Origin of the sequence: Orenia metallireducens (assembly GCF_001693735.1) — a bacterium.
Lineage (GTDB): Bacteria > Bacillota > Halanaerobiia > Halobacteroidales > Halobacteroidaceae > Orenia > Orenia metallireducens.
On the sequence record NZ_LWDV01000010.1, the window covers coordinates 201,777 to 221,999 of the forward strand.

The window sequence follows — 20,223 nt, forward strand, 5'->3', positions numbered from 1 at the left end:
CTTTACACCTCCAAATTATTTCTTAGGTAAATAAACTTTAGAACCAATTCGCAAATGTTTAGCCTCTTCTTCACTAAAGGTAGTACCATCTTCTCTCTCAATTTCCACCCATAAACTGACTTTCCCTAATTTATTTTCAGCAATATGGGATAAGGTATCTCCTGATTCTATAGTATACTCCTCACGTAAGTCACTTTTCTCTTGCACTCCACTATCTTCAATTGGGGTTATACCCGCTGGAATAAAATAATTCCCTTGATTTTTAAGTATTATTTTACTATATGTTTCTTTGCCTGTACTTCCTTCTAATTCAATCAATTTAAATTCATTTTCTTTCTTCTTAACCTTATTAGCATTAGACCCTGCTAGACTTTCTCCTTTATCAGGGATATCTATCCCATAATCTAAATCTTTAAACTCTTTAATCTTTAAATTATTCCATCCATCTTCGCTATAATCTTTACATCTATATTTAATTACTAAATAGGTATCTTCAACTAAACTACCATTTAAATCATAGGTATATCTAACTTCTAATTCTTTATCATCAGCTAATTTTATAATTTCCTCATATTCTTGTTTGCTAGTTAAATGTTCATAACCACCTTCTAAATCCTGTCTTCTCTTTAAAGCAGTTCCAATTCTTTCCCCGTTTATTGTTATATTTTTTTGAGGATTACTATTATCTTTATAACAACTTTTAGACCCAAGACCTGTCCAAAATTCAAAATCATTATTTTTTTCATTATTTGATGTATTCTTATTTTGGCTACTATTACTTCCATATAATATATCATCATTATTTTTTATAAAAAATCTGTATCTTTTCCATGGATAATAATCTGCTAAATTACTTGATGATATATCTATAGAAAATAAGATATAATTGTAGTCTTGTTCAGTATCTACTGTATTCCCAGCTAAATTAGCTTTAATAAACTTCTCTTTGTTATGTGGTAAATTAAATATATCATCATAAGTAAGTTTATCTTTGGCTATACTTAACCCTCTTTCTTCTGCCTGCTTATCTATTAATTCAGTACTCTTTATTACATAAACCTCTGGAATCCTTTGATATGAAATATGCTTAGGGGTCAATATAATTCTTGTCTCTTCCTCTAGTATTTTTTGAGCAAATTCCTCTCCAAAATACTGAGATAAGTTATTTAAGTATTTATTTAATTCTTTTGTTCCAAAAGGTAAGAATACTACATTTTTAATCTTTGATTCAATATTTCTTTTAAATTTTTTCTTCTCTCTATCATAAATTAAAGGGCGTAAATTTTCAGCAGATATTTCAGTATCGGTATAACTAATTATTTTATCTTTTAATTCCATCATATGCTTATTACCTTTACCATCAAAGTCATAAAAAGCCACAAAGTCAATATCAGGATATATTTTTTTCAATTCATTATTTTCCTGAATATCTTGATATAATTTTCCTATCATATCTATAGTCCCTATAAAAGTAGTTCCATTTTCTTTAAAATCTATTTTTAATTGAGTTTCATAATTACTAAAGTATTTACTATAATCATATAAAGTATATTTTTCATGTTTCTTTCCACTAATAAAATCATATGCTTTTAAAGATCCATTTACTATTTCTGGTGCTATAGTTCCTTCATTAATTTCTAATTTTAAAATATTAAAAGCATCTACTGGATTATTATCATCATGCTTAAAAAACTCTACAAAAGCATCAAACATCGAGGGACCATCTATCGATTTTTCTACAACTATATAACTATTATCAGATTTAATTCCTGTAGGAGAGTCCCATGGTAAGATACTATACAATCTACTAGCCCCGATTATTCCTCTCCAATTTTTTATCTCGCTTATAGTTGTTTTTACCCCAATCTTAAGCATTTGTGAAAATAATTCACTTGTTGAATATTTTCTTCTCTCTTTCTTATCAAGACAGACTCTTAAACTCTCTTTAACACCATTAGAGACTGCTTGGGCACATTTCATCCAGAGTAATCCTAACCCAATAAGTAATGATGCAGCATCTGGAGCAGCCTTTATTGTTTTGAATCCAGTCTTTAACATTATTGCCCCTGGAATTCCAATTAGCCCCATAATACTGGCTGCAATAGTATTTAAGCCTGCTTCAAATTGAACTTCTTTTCTGATATCTTCTGGACTCATATTTTGATAATCATTTTTATGCCTATAATATACAGTTACCACTGCTGCTGCCCAAACTGCAACATAATCTCCAACTTGTCCTCCTATACTGCTACATATGTTCTTATATTCATCTACCCCCTTCCAACCATTATTCAATAACTTCTTAACACTACCAAATACCTCTTTGCTATCTTTTCCAATTTTAATTGTACTATCTGCTCTATTGGCAAACCCTACTACTGGAGATAAATCATTCTTTTCCTTATCGTTAGAACTCCCCAATGCTAATTCAATCAATATATTTGCTCCAGTATTTGTTGTCGCCTTATATACAGGAGTAAGTAGTTCTTTAAAATATCTTAATACACTCAACTGATTACCTAGTAACATACCACCTTTATACTTACTCTGGTCTTTGAGAATAGGAAGTAATCTATCTTTTCCAAATATCGCTTCTTTAGCCTTGGTTTCACTCGTTAACCCTGTTAAGATTATATCTGCTGAATTCAAAAATGCTGTCATTGCCTCTTCTTCTTCTTTCCATTCTGCTGCGTTTAATCCGTTGGTGTAGGCTCTTTCTAAATCTTGTATCTCTTTCTTATGCGTTTCAAGATTATATGATGGAGGACAAGGTTTCCATCGTTGACCATTCTTTATTGATTGTCCTTCTTCTAAAATATAAAACATATGGTCTCTTTCATTATAGCGTACTTTTTTTGACATTTACTCTCCCCCCCTTATTAACTTTTTCATATTCATAATTAGTAATAAGCCCTACTATACCATCAGAATCTTTAGACAAAATTCTGATTAATCTATTATTCTTATCGTATTCATATTCATCCCAAGCTATTATCCACCACGTATTATTTTCCAATAGTTCTTTATCTATATGTTTTATTTTATTCCCGTTTTCATCAAAATCATATTCATCAACACTCTCAATATTACCATTTTCATCTTTAGAAATAAACCTTGTTCTATTACCTTCTTTATCATATTCCCATTCATACCACGACTTTATTGTATCACCATTTTTAGCTATATATTTAACTTTTTTACCTTTATCATTAAAATAAGTTGTACACAGAATTGTTTCATCTGTATTAGTAATCTGTTTTATCTCTATCTCTTTTACTTTGACTCCTTGCTGATTAAACTCTCTTTCAAAGGTTGATACTGTATCGAACATAAGCCCTTTATAAATTACTCTTTCTTTTTCTCCCTCTTCATTATAATATATCTCTTCTCTTGCTTTAGTATATTGGTCATTAGTATATTGATACTTTAATTGTCCACCTTCATAGTATTTATAGAGTCCTTCCCCGCACTTCTCTCCTTTTTCATTTGTCTCTAGATACCCTATTTTTTTGCCTTGCTTATCATAACTATAAGTTCTTGTTATAGCTCCAAAAGGCTCTCTTAATATTGTTGATTTCATCACCTCTCCTTCATCATTATATTGATACTTTTCATAATAAAACAATTCACCATTTTTTCGATTACTAACTAAACTTAATAAATTATCTTTGGCATCATATTTTTCTACTCTTTCCACATACTTTTTCCCTGTATCTAAATTTTCTACAATTGACTTCTTTACTAAATATACATTTTCTTCTTTTACCTTAACTTCATTAGTCTGTCCTTTGGCTAACCTCTGTAATGTCTCTAATTCTTCTTTAAATTGTTGCTTAGCTACCTCTTCTCTTTGGCTTGTTCCATTACTTCTACATGATACTAGTAGCAATATTAATGTGAATATCATCAGTAATATTAGTACTCTATTCTTTCTTTTCATAATATCAAACCTTTCCTTTTGAGTTTATTTTAAATATTATTGATTATATATGGATACTATTAAGCATAAATCACCCCTTTTTACTTCACCACAAGCTAAAGCATGTGGCTTAATTTTTATTTAAATGAAGATAAATAAAAGGTCAGCATTGTAACCGCTTACTTATTTTCACTTAGTTTTAATTATTCATTGTGAATTGTGAATTGTAAATTGCTTTACCTGCCTTTAAATTTACTCTGGTCTTTGAGAATAGGAAGTAATCTATCTTTTCCAAATATCGCTTCTTTAGCCTTGGTTTCACTCGTTAACCCTGTTAAGATTATATCTGCTGAATTCAAAAATGCTGTCATTGCCTCCTCTTCTTCTTTCCATTCTGCTGCATTTAAGCCGTTGGTGTAGGCTCTTTCTAAATCTTGTATCTCTTTCTTATGCGTTTCAAGATTATATGATGGAGGACAAGGTTTCCATTGCTGACCATCTTCTATTGCACCACCATCTTCTACAATATAAAACATATGGTCTTCTTCATTATAAAGTACTTCTTTTGACATTTAATCTCCACCCTTAGTACCATTTTGATATTCATAATGAGTAATAAATCTTACTATACCATTAGAATCTTTCGATAAAATTCTCATGACTTGATTATTCTCATTATATTCATATTCATGCCAAATCCTTAATCTCCATTTGTTTCTTTCTACTAATTTTTTATCTATATGCTTGGTTTTATTCCCGTTTTCATCAAACTGGTATTCATCAAAACCTTGAATATTACCATTTTTATCTTTAGAAATGAATTTGGTTATATTTCCTTGTTTATCATACTCCCACTCATACCACGACTTTATTATATCTTCATTTTTAACTATATATTTAACTTTTTTACCTATCTCATTAAAATAAGTTGTACACAGAATTGTTTCATCTGTATTAGTAATCTTTTTTGTCTCTATTTCTTTTACTTTGACTCCTTGCTGATTAAACTCTCTTTCAAAGGTTGATACTGTATCGAACATAAGCCCTTTATAAATTACCTTTTCTTTTTCTCCCTCTTCATTATAATAAATCTCTTCTCTTCCTTTAGTATATTGATCATTGGTATATTCATATTTCAACTGTCCATCTTCATAATATTTATAGAGTCCTTCCCCGCACTTCTCTCCTTTTTCATTTGTCTCTAGATATCCCATTTTTTTACCTTGCTTATCATAACTATAAGTCCTTGTTATAGCTCCAAAAGGCTCTCTTAATATTGTTGATTTCATCACCTCTCCTTCATCATTATATTGATACTTCTCATAATAAAATAATTCACCATTTTTTCGATTACTAACTAAACTTAATAAATTATTTTTATCATCATACTTTTCTATTCTTTTTACATATTTTTTACCTGTCTCTAAATTTTCTACAATTGACTTCTTTATTAAATAGACTTTATCTTCTTTTACCTTAACTTCATTAGTCTGTCCTTTNTGGGCACATTTCATCCAGAGTAATCCTAACCCAATAAGTAATGATGCAGCATCTGGAGCAGCCTTTATTGTTTTGAATCCAGTCTTTAACATTATTGCCCCTGGAATTCCAATTAGCCCCATAATACTGGCTGCAATAGTATTTAAGCCTGCTTCAAATTGAACTTCTTTTCTGATATCTTCTGGACTCATATTTTGATAATCATTTTTATGCCTATAATATACAGTTACCACTGCTGCTGCCCAAACTGCAACATAATCTCCAACTTGTCCTCCTATACTGCTACATATGTTCTTATATTCATCTACCCCCTTCCAACCATTATTCAATAACTTCTTAACACTACCAAATACCTCTTTGCTATCTTTTCCAATTTTAATTGTACTATCTGCTCTATTGGCAAACCCTACTACTGGAGATAAATCATTCTTTTCCTTATCGTTAGAACTCCCCAATGCTAATTCAATCAATATATTTGCTCCAGTATTTGTTGTCGCCTTATATACAGGAGTAAGTAGTTCTTTAAAATATCTTAATACACTCAACTGATTACCTAGTAACATACCACCTTTATACTTACTCTGGTCTTTGAGAATAGGAAGTAATCTATCTTTTCCAAATATCGCTTCTTTAGCCTTGGTTTCACTCGTTAACCCTGTTAAGATTATATCTGCTGAATTCAAAAATGCTGTCATTGCTTCTTCTTCTTCTTTCCATTCTGCTGCATTTAAGCCATTGGTGTAGGCTTGGGCTAGTTTATCTCCTTCATGTTCCGTTAAATTCGGTGGAGCTGGTTGCCAAGGGGTTTTAGATTGTTTGCCATTCACTTCTAAAAAGAATGCATTACTCATTTTATCAAAAACTATTTTTTTAGAAACTTTATTACTATCTTCTATTTGATTATTACTCATTATAGTCTTCTCCCTTCTTAATTGTTAAATTTATATTTGTAATGAAGAATTGTAAAAATTTCTCCTTCAATAATTTTTTTAGCTTTGACTTTATTATTTTTATCATCATATTCATTCTTATATCTCCACTTTTCAATTAATTCTCCATTATTATTTCTATCAAAACGAGTCATTTCAATTTCTTTTCCATGCCTATTATATTTATATTTTCTCATTATTTCTATATTTCCACATTTATCTTTAGATGTAGATTCTATCACATTTCCATTTTTATCATATTTACTTTCATACCAATCAGTAATCTCATTTTCATCTTTACTTATTTGTTTAGTTATTTTTCCGAATTTATTATAATTAATTGTAGTTATAATTGTTATTCCATTACCTTTATATTTTCTAGTTTGAATCTCTTTAATCTTATTTCCATCTTTATCATACTCACATTTGAAACTAGTCACTGAATCTCCCATTAGATTACTATTTAATTCTTTAGTTTTCTCTCCAGATTTATCGTAATATATTTCTTTTGTTTTTTTGCTATATCCATCTTCGCTATATTCATATTTCAATTGACCATTACTATAATACTGATAAATTCCTTTACCACACTTCTCATCTTTCTGGTTAGTAGCTACATAAGCAATCTTTCTTCCATCTTTGTCATAGGTGTAAGTTTTGGTAATGTAAATGGGTCCCCCCATAAATTGTTTCTTAATAGTTGACTTTAGTAATTTTGATTTTTCATCATATTTATGCTTTTCATAATATGTCTCTCCCCCATCTTTATTCATGTAGACTAAACTTAATAAATTATCATTCTTATCGTATTTCCATTCTCTTGATGTATATTGTGTTTTGTTATCAGGGTCTTCAATTATTTCTGTTTTTACTAAGTAGACATCTTCTTTATTTACCTCAACTTCATTAGTCTTTCCTTTGGCTAATCTCTGTAATGTCTCTAGCTCCTCTTTGAATTGTTGCTTGGCTACCTCTTCTCTTGGACTTGTTCCATTACTTCTGCATGATGCTAGTAGCAACATTAATGTGAATATCATCAGTAATACTAGTACTCTATTCTTTTTTTTCATTCTGTAAAATCATCTCCTTTTTGATTGATATTAAACTTGATTGATTATATCTGGATATACTTAAGCATAACCCCCTTTTTTTACTTCACCACAAGCTAAAGCATGTGGCTTACTCTTTATTTAAATGAAGATAAATAAAAGGTCAACATTGTAACCACTTATTTATTTTCACTTAGTTTTAATTATTCATTGTGAATTGTGAATTGTAAATTGCTTTACCTGCCTTTAAATTTACTCTGGTCTTTGAGAATAGGAAGCAATCTATCTGTTCCAAATATCGCTTCTTTAGCCTTGGTTTCACTGGTCAATCCTGTTAACAAAATATCAGATGAATTCAAAAATGCTGTCATTGCCTCTTCTTCTTCTTTCCATTCTGCTGCATTTAAGCCATTGGTGTATTGTTTGGCTAGGTTGTCTATCTTTTGACTTTCGGTTATCGGGTCATAAGGACATGGTTGCCATAGTTGTCCATCAGATTGAGATTGTCCTTTTTCTCTTATATAGAATGCATTTTCATAATAATAAACTATCTTTGACATTCTTATACCTCCTTTTTTATTTATCAGTTCTTTTCATATAATATATGCTTAATTGATGTGATTTCACCATTTTGATCTTTATATTTCTCTTTAATTCTATTCCCTTCTTTATCATATTCATACTCAACCCATAAAAATATCCAAAATTCTCCTTGCTCATCTCTGGACTTTCTTAAATCCTTTATTTTTTTTTCTATTTTATTATATTCACTCAATCTAATCTTCTGTATATCCCCATCTTTATCTTTAGATATGAATTTGATTTCATTCCCATTCTTATCATATTCATATTCAAACCATGTAGAAACTTCTTGACCACTTTTTACAATATATTTCTTACATTTATTAAATTGATTATAGTAAGTTATAATTTTAATTACCATTCCATTAGCTTCATATTTTTTACTTTCAACTTCTTTAATTTTATTTCCTTTATCATCATATTCATATTCAAAATAACTAGTTGAATCCGCCATCAAATTACTATTAATTTTTTTTGTTTTTTCTCCGGATTCATTATAATATATCTCTTTAGTCTTTTTAGTATATTGGTCATTAGTATATTGATACTTTAATTGTCCACTATCATAGTATTTATAAAGTCCTTCCCCGCACTTCTCTCCTTTTTCATTTGTCTCTAGATATCCCATTTTTTTACCTTGCTTATCATAACTATAAGTTCTTGTTATAGCTCCAAAAGGCTCTCTTAATATTGTTGATTTCATCACCTCTCCTTCATCATTATATTGATACTTCTCATAATAAAATAATTCACCATTTTTTCGATTACTAACTAAACTTAATAAATTATTTTTATCATCATACTTTTCTATTCTTTTTACATATTTTTTACCTGTCTCTAAATTTTCTACAATTGACTTCTTTATTAAATAGACTTTATCTTCTTTTACCTTAACTTCATTAGTCTGTCCTTTGGCTAATCTCTGTAAAGTCTCTAGCTCCTCTTTAAATTGCTGCTTAGCTACCTCTTCTCTTTGACTTGTTCCATTACTTCTACATGATACTAGTAGCAACATTAATGTGAATATCATCAGTAATATTAGTACTCTATTCTTTTTTTTCATAATATCAAACCTTTCCTTTTGAGTTTATTTTAAATATTATTGATTATATATGGATACTATTAAGCATAAATCACCCTTTTTACTTCACCACAAGCTAAAGCATGTGGCTTAATTTTTATTTAAATGAAGATAAATAAAAGGTCAGCATTGTAACCGCTTATTTATCTTCATTTGGTTTTGAGTTTAATTGTTCATTGTGAATTGTGAATTGCTTTTATCGCTGAACCAAAGGTAAGTAAGGTATCAGCGATTTCTTGATTGGAACTGATAGCATAATTACGAGCATCTTCTTCCACAGCCTCTTTATTTGCTTCTATCATCTTTATTACTTGCTCGGCATCTTCTTTTATTCTTTCTTTGTAAATAATTTCTCTTTCATCTTCCTTTCTTTTACGCGGGACATAAGGAACTATAAAGTCAGGCTCAGTTTCTCCTTCTCTTTGAAAATAAATACCCCTGGGTTTATCTTCTTTATCTAAATAAAGATATTTTCCTTTTAGACCTTCGCCTAATTCTAAATTGCCCATAATTTGATTCACCTCTTTACTTAATTTTTATCTCTTTATAAATATATATTCTGTATCCTTCTGCCCAAGTCTCTTTTAATAACCTATTTTCTTCATCATATTCACTCTCTTTTAATGCTGTAGTCTTACCTTCTTTATCCTTAAATTCAATTCTAATCTGATTCCCACGTTCATCATAATGCTTAATACCTCTACCTTCTGGATAAGTGGTAGCATTAGACATCTTCATTTGCCCATTGGGATACCACTCATAAGATTCCCATCTCTTCACTTCTCCCTTTTCATTCTTCTCAGCATAGTATATTTTATTTCCATTTTCATCATATTTATAAACCCAATCAAAATCAAATGTACCATTCTGGGTTCCCCAATACCTTATTTCATTTCCCTTTTTATCATATTTATGATATATTTTTCTTATTATTTTCCCATTGAAATCTTTTCTTATTTCTTCTATCAACTTATTATTTGGATTATACTTATAATATTCAATCCATATTGTTTTCCCATTCTTATCTTTAGATATTAATTTAACCCTATTACCTTCTTTATTATAAATACTTTTATAGTAATATTTTAAACTCTGGTTTATGTGTTTTTTAGCTAAAACCTTATTGCCATTTTCATCATATTTATATATCTTCTTTTCAGTCCAATCTATAAAGTTATCTATTTTCTGATAATAGGTTTCTTGACCAGCCTGATTATACTTCCACTCTTCTTTAACTAATACTTTTCCTTTACCATCAACTTTTTTTACTAATAATTTTCTACCCTCATCATCATATTCAGTAGTCGTTATCTCCTTTTCTCCAGTATCGGCATCTTTACGAGAGTATTTTATTTCTTGACCTTCTTTATTATATTCCCACTTATAAATTGTCCTCCTAGGTGACCTATATATCTCATCTTTAAAATGGTCTTCCCAGATGACTCTACCTTGGCTATCATACTTTTTCTTCCACCATTCTTCAAACTGATCTCCTTTTTCGTGAAATTCTATGACATTATCATTTTTATCATACTTCCAAGTTGTTGTTCCTACTACTTCTCCCTTACTTTTTAATGTTTTCTTAATTTTTCTACCATGCTTATCATATTCCCAAGTTGCTCCACCTGTCTGTTTGCCTTTTTTTATCTCTTTCATCTCTACTAAAACTTTCTTGGTATTTACATTTTGGCTTAGATTTGTCTTTTGAATATTATCAGTACTTAATTGGTCTGCTTGACAAGCTACTAAAGTTGTTACTAACAATAGTACTATGGATAATATTAATAGCTTGTTTATCTTTTTCACTTTTCTAATCAACTCCTTTTTAATTTATAGTCTTTTATTGCCATTGGAATTTCTTAATATCTACCCCTCTAAAATGCAATTTATTAAGTACTTTTAAATTAACTGTACTTAAGTAGTCATCTCCTTTAGCCCCTAAAGTATCAACATCTATATATAACTCATCTAAACTTCTTATATTTAATAGAGGACTTAAATCTTTTATAGGATTATATCTGATTCCCAACTTTGATAAATTACTTAGTTTAGCTAGAGGTATTATATCTACCACTTTATTATCTGAAAAATTCAAATAAGTTAAATTATCAAGCTCTTTTAAACTATCTATATCTTCTACTTCATTTCCTACAAAATCCAAACTCTGTAAATTAGTCAGCTTACTTAATCCTTTGATATTTTTGATATTATTAAACCTCAATTCCAATCTAGTTAACTTATCAAGACCAGATAATGGACTGATATCCTCAATTTCATTCTTCCAAAGATACAATTCTTTTAAATTTTTTAAATTATGTAAAGGACTTATATCTATAATCATATTACCTGCCCCTGATAAACAAGTTAATTTATTGAGATTAGCTATTGGACTTACATCATTTACTTCATTACGATAAAAACTCAAATAAGTTAAATTATTAAGACTAGATAAAGGCTCTATATCCTTTACTTTGTTATTAGCGATAGTTAATTCTTTTAAATTAGTTAAATTACTTAAAACAGTTATATCAATTATTTCATTATCTGATAAATTTAAATTAATTAAGCTTTTAAGCTTAGCTAATGGGCTTATATCTTTGATTTTATTTCTCTTATTACCACCTTCTAGATTCAACACCTTAAGCTTTTCTAAAGAACTCAATGGGGTGATATCTAGTAAATTATTCTTTCTCAGATTTAATTCAATTAAATTATTTTTTAAACTGGATAATGGTCTCAAATCTTCTATAGAGTTATCACTTAGATTTAAATAGGTTAAATTAGTAAATTCTTTAATAAAACTTAAGTCATCTATATCATTACTTCCCAAATCTAATCTAGTTAATTTATCATTCTGAGCTAATTGGCTAATGTTTTCTGGGAGTCCTATACCTTTATTATAATTTAAAAGTAACTCATTTAAATTATTAAGTTTAACTAAAGCACTCACATCCTTTATCCTATTGGAACTAAGATTTAAATACTCTAATTTATTTAAATTAGCTAAATAACTTATATCCTTTATCTCATTCCCTGCTAAATTTAGCTTAGTTAAATTAGTTAAATTCTCAATTCCCTCTATAGAAGATATATCACTATATTCAACAGATAATTCAGTTATATTTTCCAAGTCTTCTTTGAGTAATTCACCACTATCTTTTCCTATCTTCTCTCTAATAGTCTGTTCCAAATTATCATCTTTAATAATAGAATTAGAACAAGTTGTTAATAAGAACACTACTGCTAATAAAATTATTAATAGCAATCTTTTTTTATAAAAAACATTATATAATTCGCCCCTTTTTACTATAATCATAAAAATAATATATTCCTAACATAAATAATATAATTCCACCTGACAATAACCACCAATCTCTTTTTTCAAGAATACCAAAAAAATGCCCATTTGCTAACCTATAAAAGAACAATATGAATAATTCCCATAATAATTTTGCGAAAAAAGTCAATTTTATATCTCTACTTATATAAAATATCCACATTATTGTTAAAGTAACAATAATAGTAACTATATGAGTAAAAAGAAAGTTTATATCTACATTACGCTTTAAAAATGAACGGACTTCAGCAGATCTTGATATTATATTTATAAACTTTACCAATCCTAAAGGTATAAGATAGACTACTAAATAGAATAATATAAAAGCAACCCAAGATTTATATCGATGTAAAAAACCTTCAAATATAACTCCTCTAAATATAATCTCTTCTAATAATACAATAGGAACTAATATAAGAATTATAGTTAATAAATTTACTTCAGTAGATGCTACACCTACTAATATAGAAGAAAACAAATAATTACTTAATTTTATTAATTTTAATGAAATTAAAATTAAACCAGTAATTATAATTGATACCCAAAAATATTTCATTATTGATACTCTTTTACAATTAATGTTTAATTCTAGTTTTTTTAAGATAAAATAACTAACAATTAATAATGTTATCAGATACATGAACAAACCAAATATACGTATTAATTCAAATATTTTATTCTCATCAAAATGTCTATGAACAATAACAGAGCTTGAGAGAAACAATAAACTATTTGATAATAACATCATAATTACAATTAACTTAATCCCATCAAAAAAACTACAGTACTTCTTCAAAATTATCACTCTCTTTCAAATACAATATTAATTATTATATAAATTTAGATAAATTAAGAAAACTAAAAATGCCAAAAATAATTTACATAATTTCTTTCTTTGCACTACCTTCCCAAGCAATAGGATTATGAGACTCCCCTTTAATTGTCTTATAAATATAAACTACAAGTAATGCACCTACTATCTCAATTACAAGAGAGAATACAGAATCTATACCTTTAGATAATAGAGTAGTAGAATAATTCCAGGTTTCTACATCAGATAAAAGCAATTGTGGATTCAATAGTTTCACTATAAGAGAGTATGTCGCATTAGTATCAATTTCCAATAGATATTTAATGCCATCCTTAATTAAGTTAATTATCATTCCACAGAAAGAAAATACAATAAAAATACCAAATGTTTTCCACCAGTAGCCATCTACAATCTCCATACCCTTATAAACTGCTTCTAATGGTCCTAAATTATCATCGATAATCAGATAATTTACAAATAGTAATCTTATACAAAACAAAATCATCAAAACAACTGTTAATATCCACCCCACAATAGGGATAATTAAGAATACTACTGGTAATAAAGTGATAACTACTCCCAGTACAGAGCCTATTAATAATTTAGTATACAATATAACATCTATTTTAAAGAAATTTGATAGCTTAGATTCACCTAAATCATAAAAATTAATTCCCATCTTCATCATAAAGATAAAGAACAAAATATTAAGTACAGTACTTACAATCAATGAAACCATTAATAAATCTCCATTTATACTATCAATTAAAATTAAGGGTAAGATATCTATTATAAAGCCGATCAGAAATAACTTTAAAAAGAACTCTTTATTATTAGTTATAATTATTTTAGCAAATTCAATAGCTCTGGCTAACATATAAAAAACACTCCTCAACATTATTTACCTTTCATAATAAAATATAATTCAATTAAATAAAGCAGAAAAATCTGCTTTATTTAATTTCTAACACAATCACAGTAGCATTATCTTGCTTTTTTATATTCTTTTCCAGTACTTCTTCCAAGATTAATTCAGCAGTTTCCATTGGATGCATTCTTTTACCTAAAAGATGTTCTAATTCTGTATCATATAGGCTTTTATATACTCCATCACTACAGAATAATAATTTATCTCTTTTTTTCAACTTTATTGGAATCTGATTATAATCAAACTGTCTAAAATTATCATAACCAAGGTAACTGGTAAGTCTTTCTTTTTTAGAATGATTTAAAAGTCGCCTTTTACTTATCTTTCCGGCTCTATAGTCACTCTCCAAAATATTTTTATAAATATGTCTCGGGTTTATTGGAATAATTTTTTGATTTCTATAAAGATAAATTTGACTATCCCCCACCGAAATCCAATAAAGAAAACTATCCTTTATTATTCCTGCTACAAAGGTACTGCCTACTTTCTTACCTTTGGAAATTTCTAATATTTTTTTATTGATTTTATGAGTATTTTGGACTAAAAAGTCACTCACAGAAGACATATTAGGGGACTTAGAAAACTCCTCTGAAAATATTCTAGTAAGCAAATTACTTGCTTTCTTACCATAGGATAATCCACCCATTCCATCTGCTAATACTGCTAATACTCCTATCTCATTCTCAGCAGTTGCAAAAGAATCTTCTTGTTCCCTTCTATCTCCTATGCCCTGAGCATTACCAATTAATATGCTACCTCTCTGTCTAATCTTTCTTAAAGATTTGATTACTAAGTACATTATTACTAAACAACTGGTCAAGATAAATAAATTACCAGGAAAATCAAAAACGACTTCATGAAACATTTTTATCTCCTCTTTATCCCATTATAATAAGTTTTGTTTATAAGTATGTTGCTATAAAGGCTATATTTGCCATTCGAAATGTTGACCACATAATGGAATAAAAATAAATTTACTCTTTCCCATCTCAATTATGTCATAAGCCGATAACTCTCTTGGTGCATAAATAGCCTCATCATTAATATAAATTATACTTGTAATTTCAGGTCCTGGGATAAATGTAAAGTTTCTCTCTTTGGGATTATAGCTTATTACCCCATGATTTCTTCTAGAGATAGTCTTATCTCCTTCTATATGTATATGCATCTCTTCTGAACGCCCGATAAAGTTTCTCTCATGCCTAATCTTATAATCTTTACCCTGTTCGGCTCCTTCTATGCAAACCATCCACCCTACTACTGGGTCAAAACCTTGTTCCTCATCCCAATAGGCTAATGTCTTTACTCCATTTTCATTAGTATTAGAAGCAGTAAATGGTTTTGAACTCATTCCCTCACTACCTGTATTTGCTTCCAGTGCTGCTTCATCACAATAAGGACATGCATTATACCTCTTTTTATTATATAAATGTCCATTATTACATCTTTCCATCTTCATATCTCTTACCTCCATAATAATTTATTTTACTAATAATTTTGTATTTGCTATATATATAGTATCTCCTGGATACATTTTATAAGGTTGTCCCGGTTTTACTTTGAATTTTTTGCCATCCTGCTTTCGCTTTATTCCACTTCCATTTGATGAGCCTATATCTTCAAAGAACCATCCATTATTTGTATTATTCATTACAGCATGTTCACGACTTACAAGAGCAGCATAGGTTGCTTCAGATAAATCAATATTAACCATATTCCTTTGAGTTTTTTTACCTATTAAGCATGCTGTATAATCATGAATATTCCAATTCTTTATTATTTTTTCATCCTCATCCTTTAAAATTATCTCTCTTATCTCATCCTGCTCATCATTTATCAATTCAAGAGGTCTATTATTATAAGATACCTTAAAAAATAAAAATACTAAAGTTATAAAACTTCCTATCGCTAGTTTTATATTCTGATGGGTGAAGTTCAAATATACTCCACCTATTAAAATTGCTAATCCAAGAAGGAGCTTGATAAAATAATTTGAATTATTCTCCTGATTGGTATATTTCTTTATCTTTCTTCTTATAAATAATTTCTTTATATGACATGGAATATTAAAAAACCTTAATATTTCTTTAACAGAATTCATCATTTTATTATTGACACTCTCCTTTCTAAATCAATATTTCTTATAACTTATATTACTCATCACTTCATAAATTGGTAGAACTATATCTACTTCATACCAAAATAACTTCTAAATAGTTCATCTGTATTCATTGGATTCTCTTCCTCTGTTTTATTCTTCACCCGCTCTTTAGTCTTGGGATTAAAACCGAAAAACTGTTCAAACTGCTTTTCAAAATTTCCAAAGTTTGGAACTGCGCTCTGCCTATTACTATTCTGTTTAGTAGTAGCTTTTCGCTGATAAGTCTTTCTTTTTAAAGATGCATCATATTTTGCTCTGCTTTTTTTCGATTTTAAGACTTCATATGCTTTAGCGATTAATTTAAATTTTTTCTCTGCATTTTTATCATTAGAATTTCTATCTGGATGATATTTTAATGCTAACTTTCTATAGGCTCTCTTTATTGTAGAAGAGTCAGCATCACTATTAACACCTAAAATTTCATAGTAATTTTTCATAAGTTATCTAAACCACCCCATAAAATTATTTTAATCTACTATAATCTTGTCAGTTCTTCTTCTTTTAACTTTGATATCATCTTCTGCACCCTGTAATTTTTTTGCTATCAATTTCAGATACTTGTAGATCTCTTCATTATTATAATTCTCTTTATTTAATTTCAGTCTATTCTCTAAGTAACTAGTTATTACTATTCTATTGACAATCTTTGAATTCAAACACTGCATTGCAAAATTGATATCTAGATTATCTTGAGAATTTGATATTAATATTTTAGCAAAACTCTTTATTATCACAGGGCTAATAGTAGGATTTTCAATCCCAGAATATTTTACATTTATCCTATTAATAACATTGTATTCTGTTGAGTAGTCTGCAAAATCCTTATATTCAGCTCTAAGTTTTGCTCCTTCTCTAAGTTTAAATCTTCCCAACTCCAACTCATTACCTTTTAACTCAATCTCTTGATCTATAAAGACTTCACTATCATAAACTGTGAAATCATTCGTCTCTTGCTTATTAAAAATTTTGATTTTTATAAGGACATCTTCTTCAGTAGTAAAATATTCTACCTTTTTTTCCTTATTCAAAATATATATAACACCTTTAAATTTAATAATTCCTTCATTAATGTATATATATTTATCCTTTATCTTAATATCTGCACCAGAGATTATACCATCAGAATTATCTTTAAAGTATATATTTAAAAAATCACGAGGATAATCTCTAAGGTTTTCTAGCATCTCTCTTTTTAAAATATTACCTCGTTTAAAATTTGGGAACTTATTTATAAACAATTTATCCTCCTTCCAATCTACTAAAAATTTACTTTAAACCATCAAAAAAATCTAAAGTAGATAAATCATCTTCAAAAGTAAAATATCTTTCATCACCTATATAAAGTTGATCACTTTGTCTACAAATAGGTACAATATAAAAACCCCATTTATCTTCAGCAGTAAAGACAAATAATTTAACTTCATCATTTCTAATCGTATCAGTATCTTCTTGGCTAACCTTTGTTGAATATCTTTTTAAAATATCTGCTGAAGATGTTTGAGTATACTTTACAGCTTCATTTTCAAATAGATACTCCTTCTGTAATTCCCCTTCGATATTTTTTAAATAAAATTTAATCTCTCTAGTACTCAATAACTTTGAAATATACCCTTTTGCTTCAGTCAACTTTTCCCCATCTCTTATTATAGTCTTTTCATTTCCATTAAAATCAAAAGCACTTATCGAATACGGAATAATTGGGACTTCATTCTCTACATTTATTTCAATATTGCCCAGCTTTTTAGAGTTAACATGCTTAATTATTCCACGTAAGCATGATAACTTAAGATCTAAATCATCATTAGTATTTATATTTTTTTTCTTAAATTGTATCCTGCGTCCTGGAACAAACTCTTTTAGAGCTTCTGTAAAGATATCTATCTTACAAGACTGACCAGTTAATTTTATTATTGAATAATTTAATAACTCTTGATTTTCATAAAATTTCTCCAAAAGCTTTCTAATAATATCATAGATATCTGCTTTAATAAGCTTATTTATCTCTATAACATTAAAGATAACATTTGGAAACTCATTTACTACTTCCAATTTGCCTTCTTCATAAATTGCTAACTCCCAATTACTTAATGGAGTAATTTGTAAATCACTTTCTGGACTTCTCATGTTCTTAAAAGAGTCAAACTTATTTCTTAAGATATTCGTTCTAATATAAAAATCTTTCTTCATATTTTCAGCTAGTTCCCATAAGAAATAAAAGTTATTTTTTACCTTCTTATATTCTTCTGCTGGTCTATTTTCGTACTCTTTATACCTAGTAGGTATTAATTCTTCAGCCCTTTGATAATACTCTTTTAACTTAGCATATACACTATCTACTCCAAAATCATCTACATGCCTAAAAATCTCAACCCCAGATAGAGGAATTAATTGATCTATATCTATGATTTCACTATTATTTTGATAATAATGGGCTAAGACAATCTTCATAAATTGCATTATCCTATAGGTCAAATTATTACCACCAAAATTACTATCTCCATTTTCAAAACCAGTCTTTATATCTACACCATAAGATATATCATTCTCTACAATCTTAAAATTACATGAAGATAAATCAGTAGTTCCTCCACCACAATCTATGACTAATGCTTTGTACTCGTCTCCATCATAGAAACTTTCATTATTAATCTGATTAACGATAGTATTATACAGTACTGCTATCCCCTCATCTAGAACATTATCAGACTCTATTTGATAGTCAGGCACTATATCTTGGAACATACTTATAAATTGATTCTTTAATTTTACAGGACTAGAAATATATAATTTTTTGAATTTACATTTAAATTGAGATTCTGAGGTGTTAATTACATAATCTATATAAGCCTTTATTATCTCACCTCTTGTAATTTTTGCTATATTCCCAGCTTCATCACGTATCTCTTCAAAGACCTTATAAGTATTAACCCATCTCTTAATACCTTGAAAAAAACTAGCATTTCCAGCATAATTATTCTCTTTAATACGTTCTTGAGCTTCATGTCCAAAAAGAAATCTAATATTATCTAAATCATGACAGTTCAACACATATACACTTGTAGGAATTATCTTACTCCATCCTCTTCCTTTTCTGCCCACATAAGGAAAATTAACAAAGTTTATTTCATCCAACTTTATTCTATTATTAAAAATATCATTATCAGAAATTTTAGATACATAATTATGGTCTAAATAAACCCCTGCTGTAGTATTAGAAGTACCAAAATCGATACATAAAACAGATTTTGTCTCTTCAAGCTTCCTTACCTCAAAGTGGATTATTGGAACTTCATAATACTGTAGATTCATAGGTGGGAAATTTTGATTTTCATAATAAACCTTATATAAGTACTCTGATATATGGCGTTTAAAGAATAGTAATTTATAGTTCTTCTTTTTAAAATTCTCTATTCTTAAATTTTCATGATTAGCAACTAGATAATATTTATTCTCTTCTTTTTTATCCCTTTTTAAATTGAATATCCCACAGATATAATCTTTATCACCATTGACCAAAAGTACATTAGACTCTACTATCTCATCCTCTACAGTTACTCGATAAGAATCTTCTTCACTCATTCCTATCTCATCATATAATATTATCTTAGTAGGAATCTTGATTATATTATTATTTTTTAGCTTAGTAGTAACATTTTGCTCTAATGCTTCTTGGATTCTTGCCATACCACCTTCTTGTTTATCATAAATTAAATAGGATACATCCTTGCCTCTATATTTTAATATCAAATCTATTAATTGTTCGCGCTTATAGATATTTTTAAAAGCATTTACTATCCTATATTCACTACAAATCTGCTTTAATTTATAAGTTGATGATTTTAATAGTTCTTCTTTAGTAAATTTTCTCTCATCAAAGATGTCTTTTTGAATATTAAGTTTATAAGACTTCAATTTTTTCCTCCTTC

Annotated in this window: 18 protein-coding genes; all 18 read right to left on the reverse strand. The window is 28.4% G+C overall.

Annotated elements, in window-relative coordinates; all coding sequences use genetic code 11:
* Nucleotides 1-15: 15 nt before the first annotated feature.
* Entirely contained in the window at nucleotides 16-2,862 is a 2,847-nt protein-coding gene (locus U472_RS13130) for a LysM peptidoglycan-binding domain-containing protein (RefSeq protein WP_068719206.1), read from the reverse strand.
* A complete protein-coding gene (locus tag U472_RS13135) occupies nucleotides 2,840-3,940 on the reverse strand; it encodes a hypothetical protein (protein ID WP_068719207.1) in 1,101 nt (366 codons plus the stop codon). The genes U472_RS13130 and U472_RS13135 overlap by 23 nt, the downstream gene beginning before the upstream one ends.
* Before the next feature lie 215 nt (nucleotides 3,941-4,155).
* Nucleotides 4,156-4,491 (reverse strand): hypothetical protein, encoded by a 336-nt coding sequence (locus tag U472_RS13140; protein ID WP_068719208.1) that lies wholly within the window; start codon nucleotides 4,489-4,491, stop codon nucleotides 4,156-4,158.
* Nucleotides 4,492-5,418: hypothetical protein (locus U472_RS17080; RefSeq protein WP_218059079.1), on the reverse strand; the 927-nt coding region annotated here is incomplete at its 5' end.
* A 929-nt stretch (nucleotides 5,419-6,347) separates the two neighbouring features.
* Nucleotides 6,348-7,418: an RHS repeat domain-containing protein gene (locus U472_RS13150; protein WP_068719210.1), complete on the reverse strand. Its 1,071-nt coding sequence runs from the start codon at nucleotides 7,416-7,418 to the stop codon at nucleotides 6,348-6,350.
* Nucleotides 7,419-7,633: 215 nt separating this feature from the next.
* Nucleotides 7,634-7,957 carry a hypothetical protein gene (locus U472_RS13155; RefSeq protein WP_068719211.1) on the reverse strand — a complete coding sequence of 108 codons (324 nt, stop codon included), beginning with the start codon at nucleotides 7,955-7,957 and terminating at the stop codon, nucleotides 7,634-7,636.
* Between the two features lie 23 nt (nucleotides 7,958-7,980).
* Nucleotides 7,981-9,042: a hypothetical protein gene (locus U472_RS13160; protein ID WP_068719212.1), complete on the reverse strand. Its 1,062-nt coding sequence runs from the start codon at nucleotides 9,040-9,042 to the stop codon at nucleotides 7,981-7,983.
* Nucleotides 9,043-9,233: 191 nt separating this feature from the next.
* Complete coding sequence (locus U472_RS13165) at nucleotides 9,234-9,569, reverse strand: hypothetical protein (protein WP_068719213.1); 336 nt, start codon at nucleotides 9,567-9,569, stop codon at nucleotides 9,234-9,236.
* 16 nt (nucleotides 9,570-9,585) lie between these two features.
* Entirely contained in the window at nucleotides 9,586-10,866 is a 1,281-nt protein-coding gene (locus tag U472_RS13170) for a hypothetical protein (RefSeq protein ID WP_068719214.1), read from the reverse strand.
* A gap of 34 nt (nucleotides 10,867-10,900) precedes the next feature.
* Nucleotides 10,901-12,298, reverse strand: a complete 1,398-nt coding sequence (locus tag U472_RS13175) for a leucine-rich repeat domain-containing protein (protein WP_176714179.1) — start codon at nucleotides 12,296-12,298, stop codon at nucleotides 10,901-10,903.
* Between the two features lie 46 nt (nucleotides 12,299-12,344).
* The gene (locus U472_RS13180; RefSeq protein ID WP_068719216.1) at nucleotides 12,345-12,953 is read right to left on the reverse strand and encodes a hypothetical protein; all 609 of its coding nucleotides are present in this window, start codon (nucleotides 12,951-12,953) and stop codon (nucleotides 12,345-12,347) included.
* Nucleotides 12,954-13,275: 322 nt separating this feature from the next.
* On the reverse strand, nucleotides 13,276-14,085 hold the full coding sequence (locus U472_RS13185) for a hypothetical protein (RefSeq protein WP_068719217.1): 810 nt from the start codon (nucleotides 14,083-14,085) through the stop codon (nucleotides 13,276-13,278).
* 76 nt (nucleotides 14,086-14,161) lie between these two features.
* On the reverse strand, nucleotides 14,162-15,001 hold the full coding sequence (locus U472_RS13190; protein ID WP_068719218.1) for a PP2C family protein-serine/threonine phosphatase: 840 nt from the start codon (nucleotides 14,999-15,001) through the stop codon (nucleotides 14,162-14,164).
* 60 nt (nucleotides 15,002-15,061) lie between these two features.
* Nucleotides 15,062-15,595 carry an FHA domain-containing protein gene (locus U472_RS13195; protein WP_068719219.1) on the reverse strand — a complete coding sequence of 178 codons (534 nt, stop codon included), beginning with the start codon at nucleotides 15,593-15,595 and terminating at the stop codon, nucleotides 15,062-15,064.
* A gap of 21 nt (nucleotides 15,596-15,616) precedes the next feature.
* Nucleotides 15,617-16,240, reverse strand: coding sequence for an FHA domain-containing protein (locus tag U472_RS13200; protein ID WP_068719220.1), 624 nt, complete (start codon nucleotides 16,238-16,240; stop codon nucleotides 15,617-15,619).
* Between the two features lie 83 nt (nucleotides 16,241-16,323).
* On the reverse strand, nucleotides 16,324-16,734 hold the full coding sequence (locus U472_RS13205) for a DnaJ domain-containing protein (protein ID WP_068719221.1): 411 nt from the start codon (nucleotides 16,732-16,734) through the stop codon (nucleotides 16,324-16,326).
* A 30-nt stretch (nucleotides 16,735-16,764) separates the two neighbouring features.
* Complete coding sequence (locus tag U472_RS13210) at nucleotides 16,765-17,535, reverse strand: hypothetical protein (RefSeq protein ID WP_068719222.1); 771 nt, start codon at nucleotides 17,533-17,535, stop codon at nucleotides 16,765-16,767.
* A 28-nt stretch (nucleotides 17,536-17,563) separates the two neighbouring features.
* The gene (locus U472_RS13215) at nucleotides 17,564-20,209 is read right to left on the reverse strand and encodes an acetate and sugar kinases/Hsc70/actin family protein (protein WP_068719223.1); all 2,646 of its coding nucleotides are present in this window, start codon (nucleotides 20,207-20,209) and stop codon (nucleotides 17,564-17,566) included.
* Nucleotides 20,210-20,223: the final 14 nt, after the last annotated feature.

Excerpts from the sequence above, each read along its gene's own strand:
- U472_RS13130 (WP_068719206.1), bottom strand. The coding sequence starts at position 2,862 with ATGTCAAAAAAAGTACGCTATAATGAAAGAGACCATATGTTTTATATT.
- U472_RS13135 (WP_068719207.1), bottom strand. The coding sequence starts at position 3,940 with ATGAAAAGAAAGAATAGAGTACTAATATTACTGATGATATTCACATTA.
- U472_RS13140 (WP_068719208.1), bottom strand. The coding sequence starts at position 4,491 with ATGTCAAAAGAAGTACTTTATAATGAAGAAGACCATATGTTTTATATT.
- U472_RS13150 (WP_068719210.1), bottom strand. The coding sequence starts at position 7,418 with ATGAAAAAAAAGAATAGAGTACTAGTATTACTGATGATATTCACATTA.
- U472_RS13155 (WP_068719211.1), bottom strand. The coding sequence starts at position 7,957 with ATGTCAAAGATAGTTTATTATTATGAAAATGCATTCTATATAAGAGAA.
- U472_RS13160 (WP_068719212.1), bottom strand. The coding sequence starts at position 9,042 with ATGAAAAAAAAGAATAGAGTACTAATATTACTGATGATATTCACATTA.
- U472_RS13165 (WP_068719213.1), bottom strand. The coding sequence starts at position 9,569 with ATGGGCAATTTAGAATTAGGCGAAGGTCTAAAAGGAAAATATCTTTAT.
- U472_RS13180 (WP_068719216.1), bottom strand. The coding sequence starts at position 12,953 with ATGAAATATTTTTGGGTATCAATTATAATTACTGGTTTAATTTTAATT.
- U472_RS13185 (WP_068719217.1), bottom strand. The coding sequence starts at position 14,085 with ATGTTAGCCAGAGCTATTGAATTTGCTAAAATAATTATAACTAATAAT.
- U472_RS13190 (WP_068719218.1), bottom strand. The coding sequence starts at position 15,001 with ATGTTTCATGAAGTCGTTTTTGATTTTCCTGGTAATTTATTTATCTTG.
- U472_RS13195 (WP_068719219.1), bottom strand. The coding sequence starts at position 15,595 with ATGAAGATGGAAAGATGTAATAATGGACATTTATATAATAAAAAGAGG.
- U472_RS13200 (WP_068719220.1), bottom strand. The coding sequence starts at position 16,240 with ATGATGAATTCTGTTAAAGAAATATTAAGGTTTTTTAATATTCCATGT.
- U472_RS13205 (WP_068719221.1), bottom strand. The coding sequence starts at position 16,734 with ATGAAAAATTACTATGAAATTTTAGGTGTTAATAGTGATGCTGACTCT.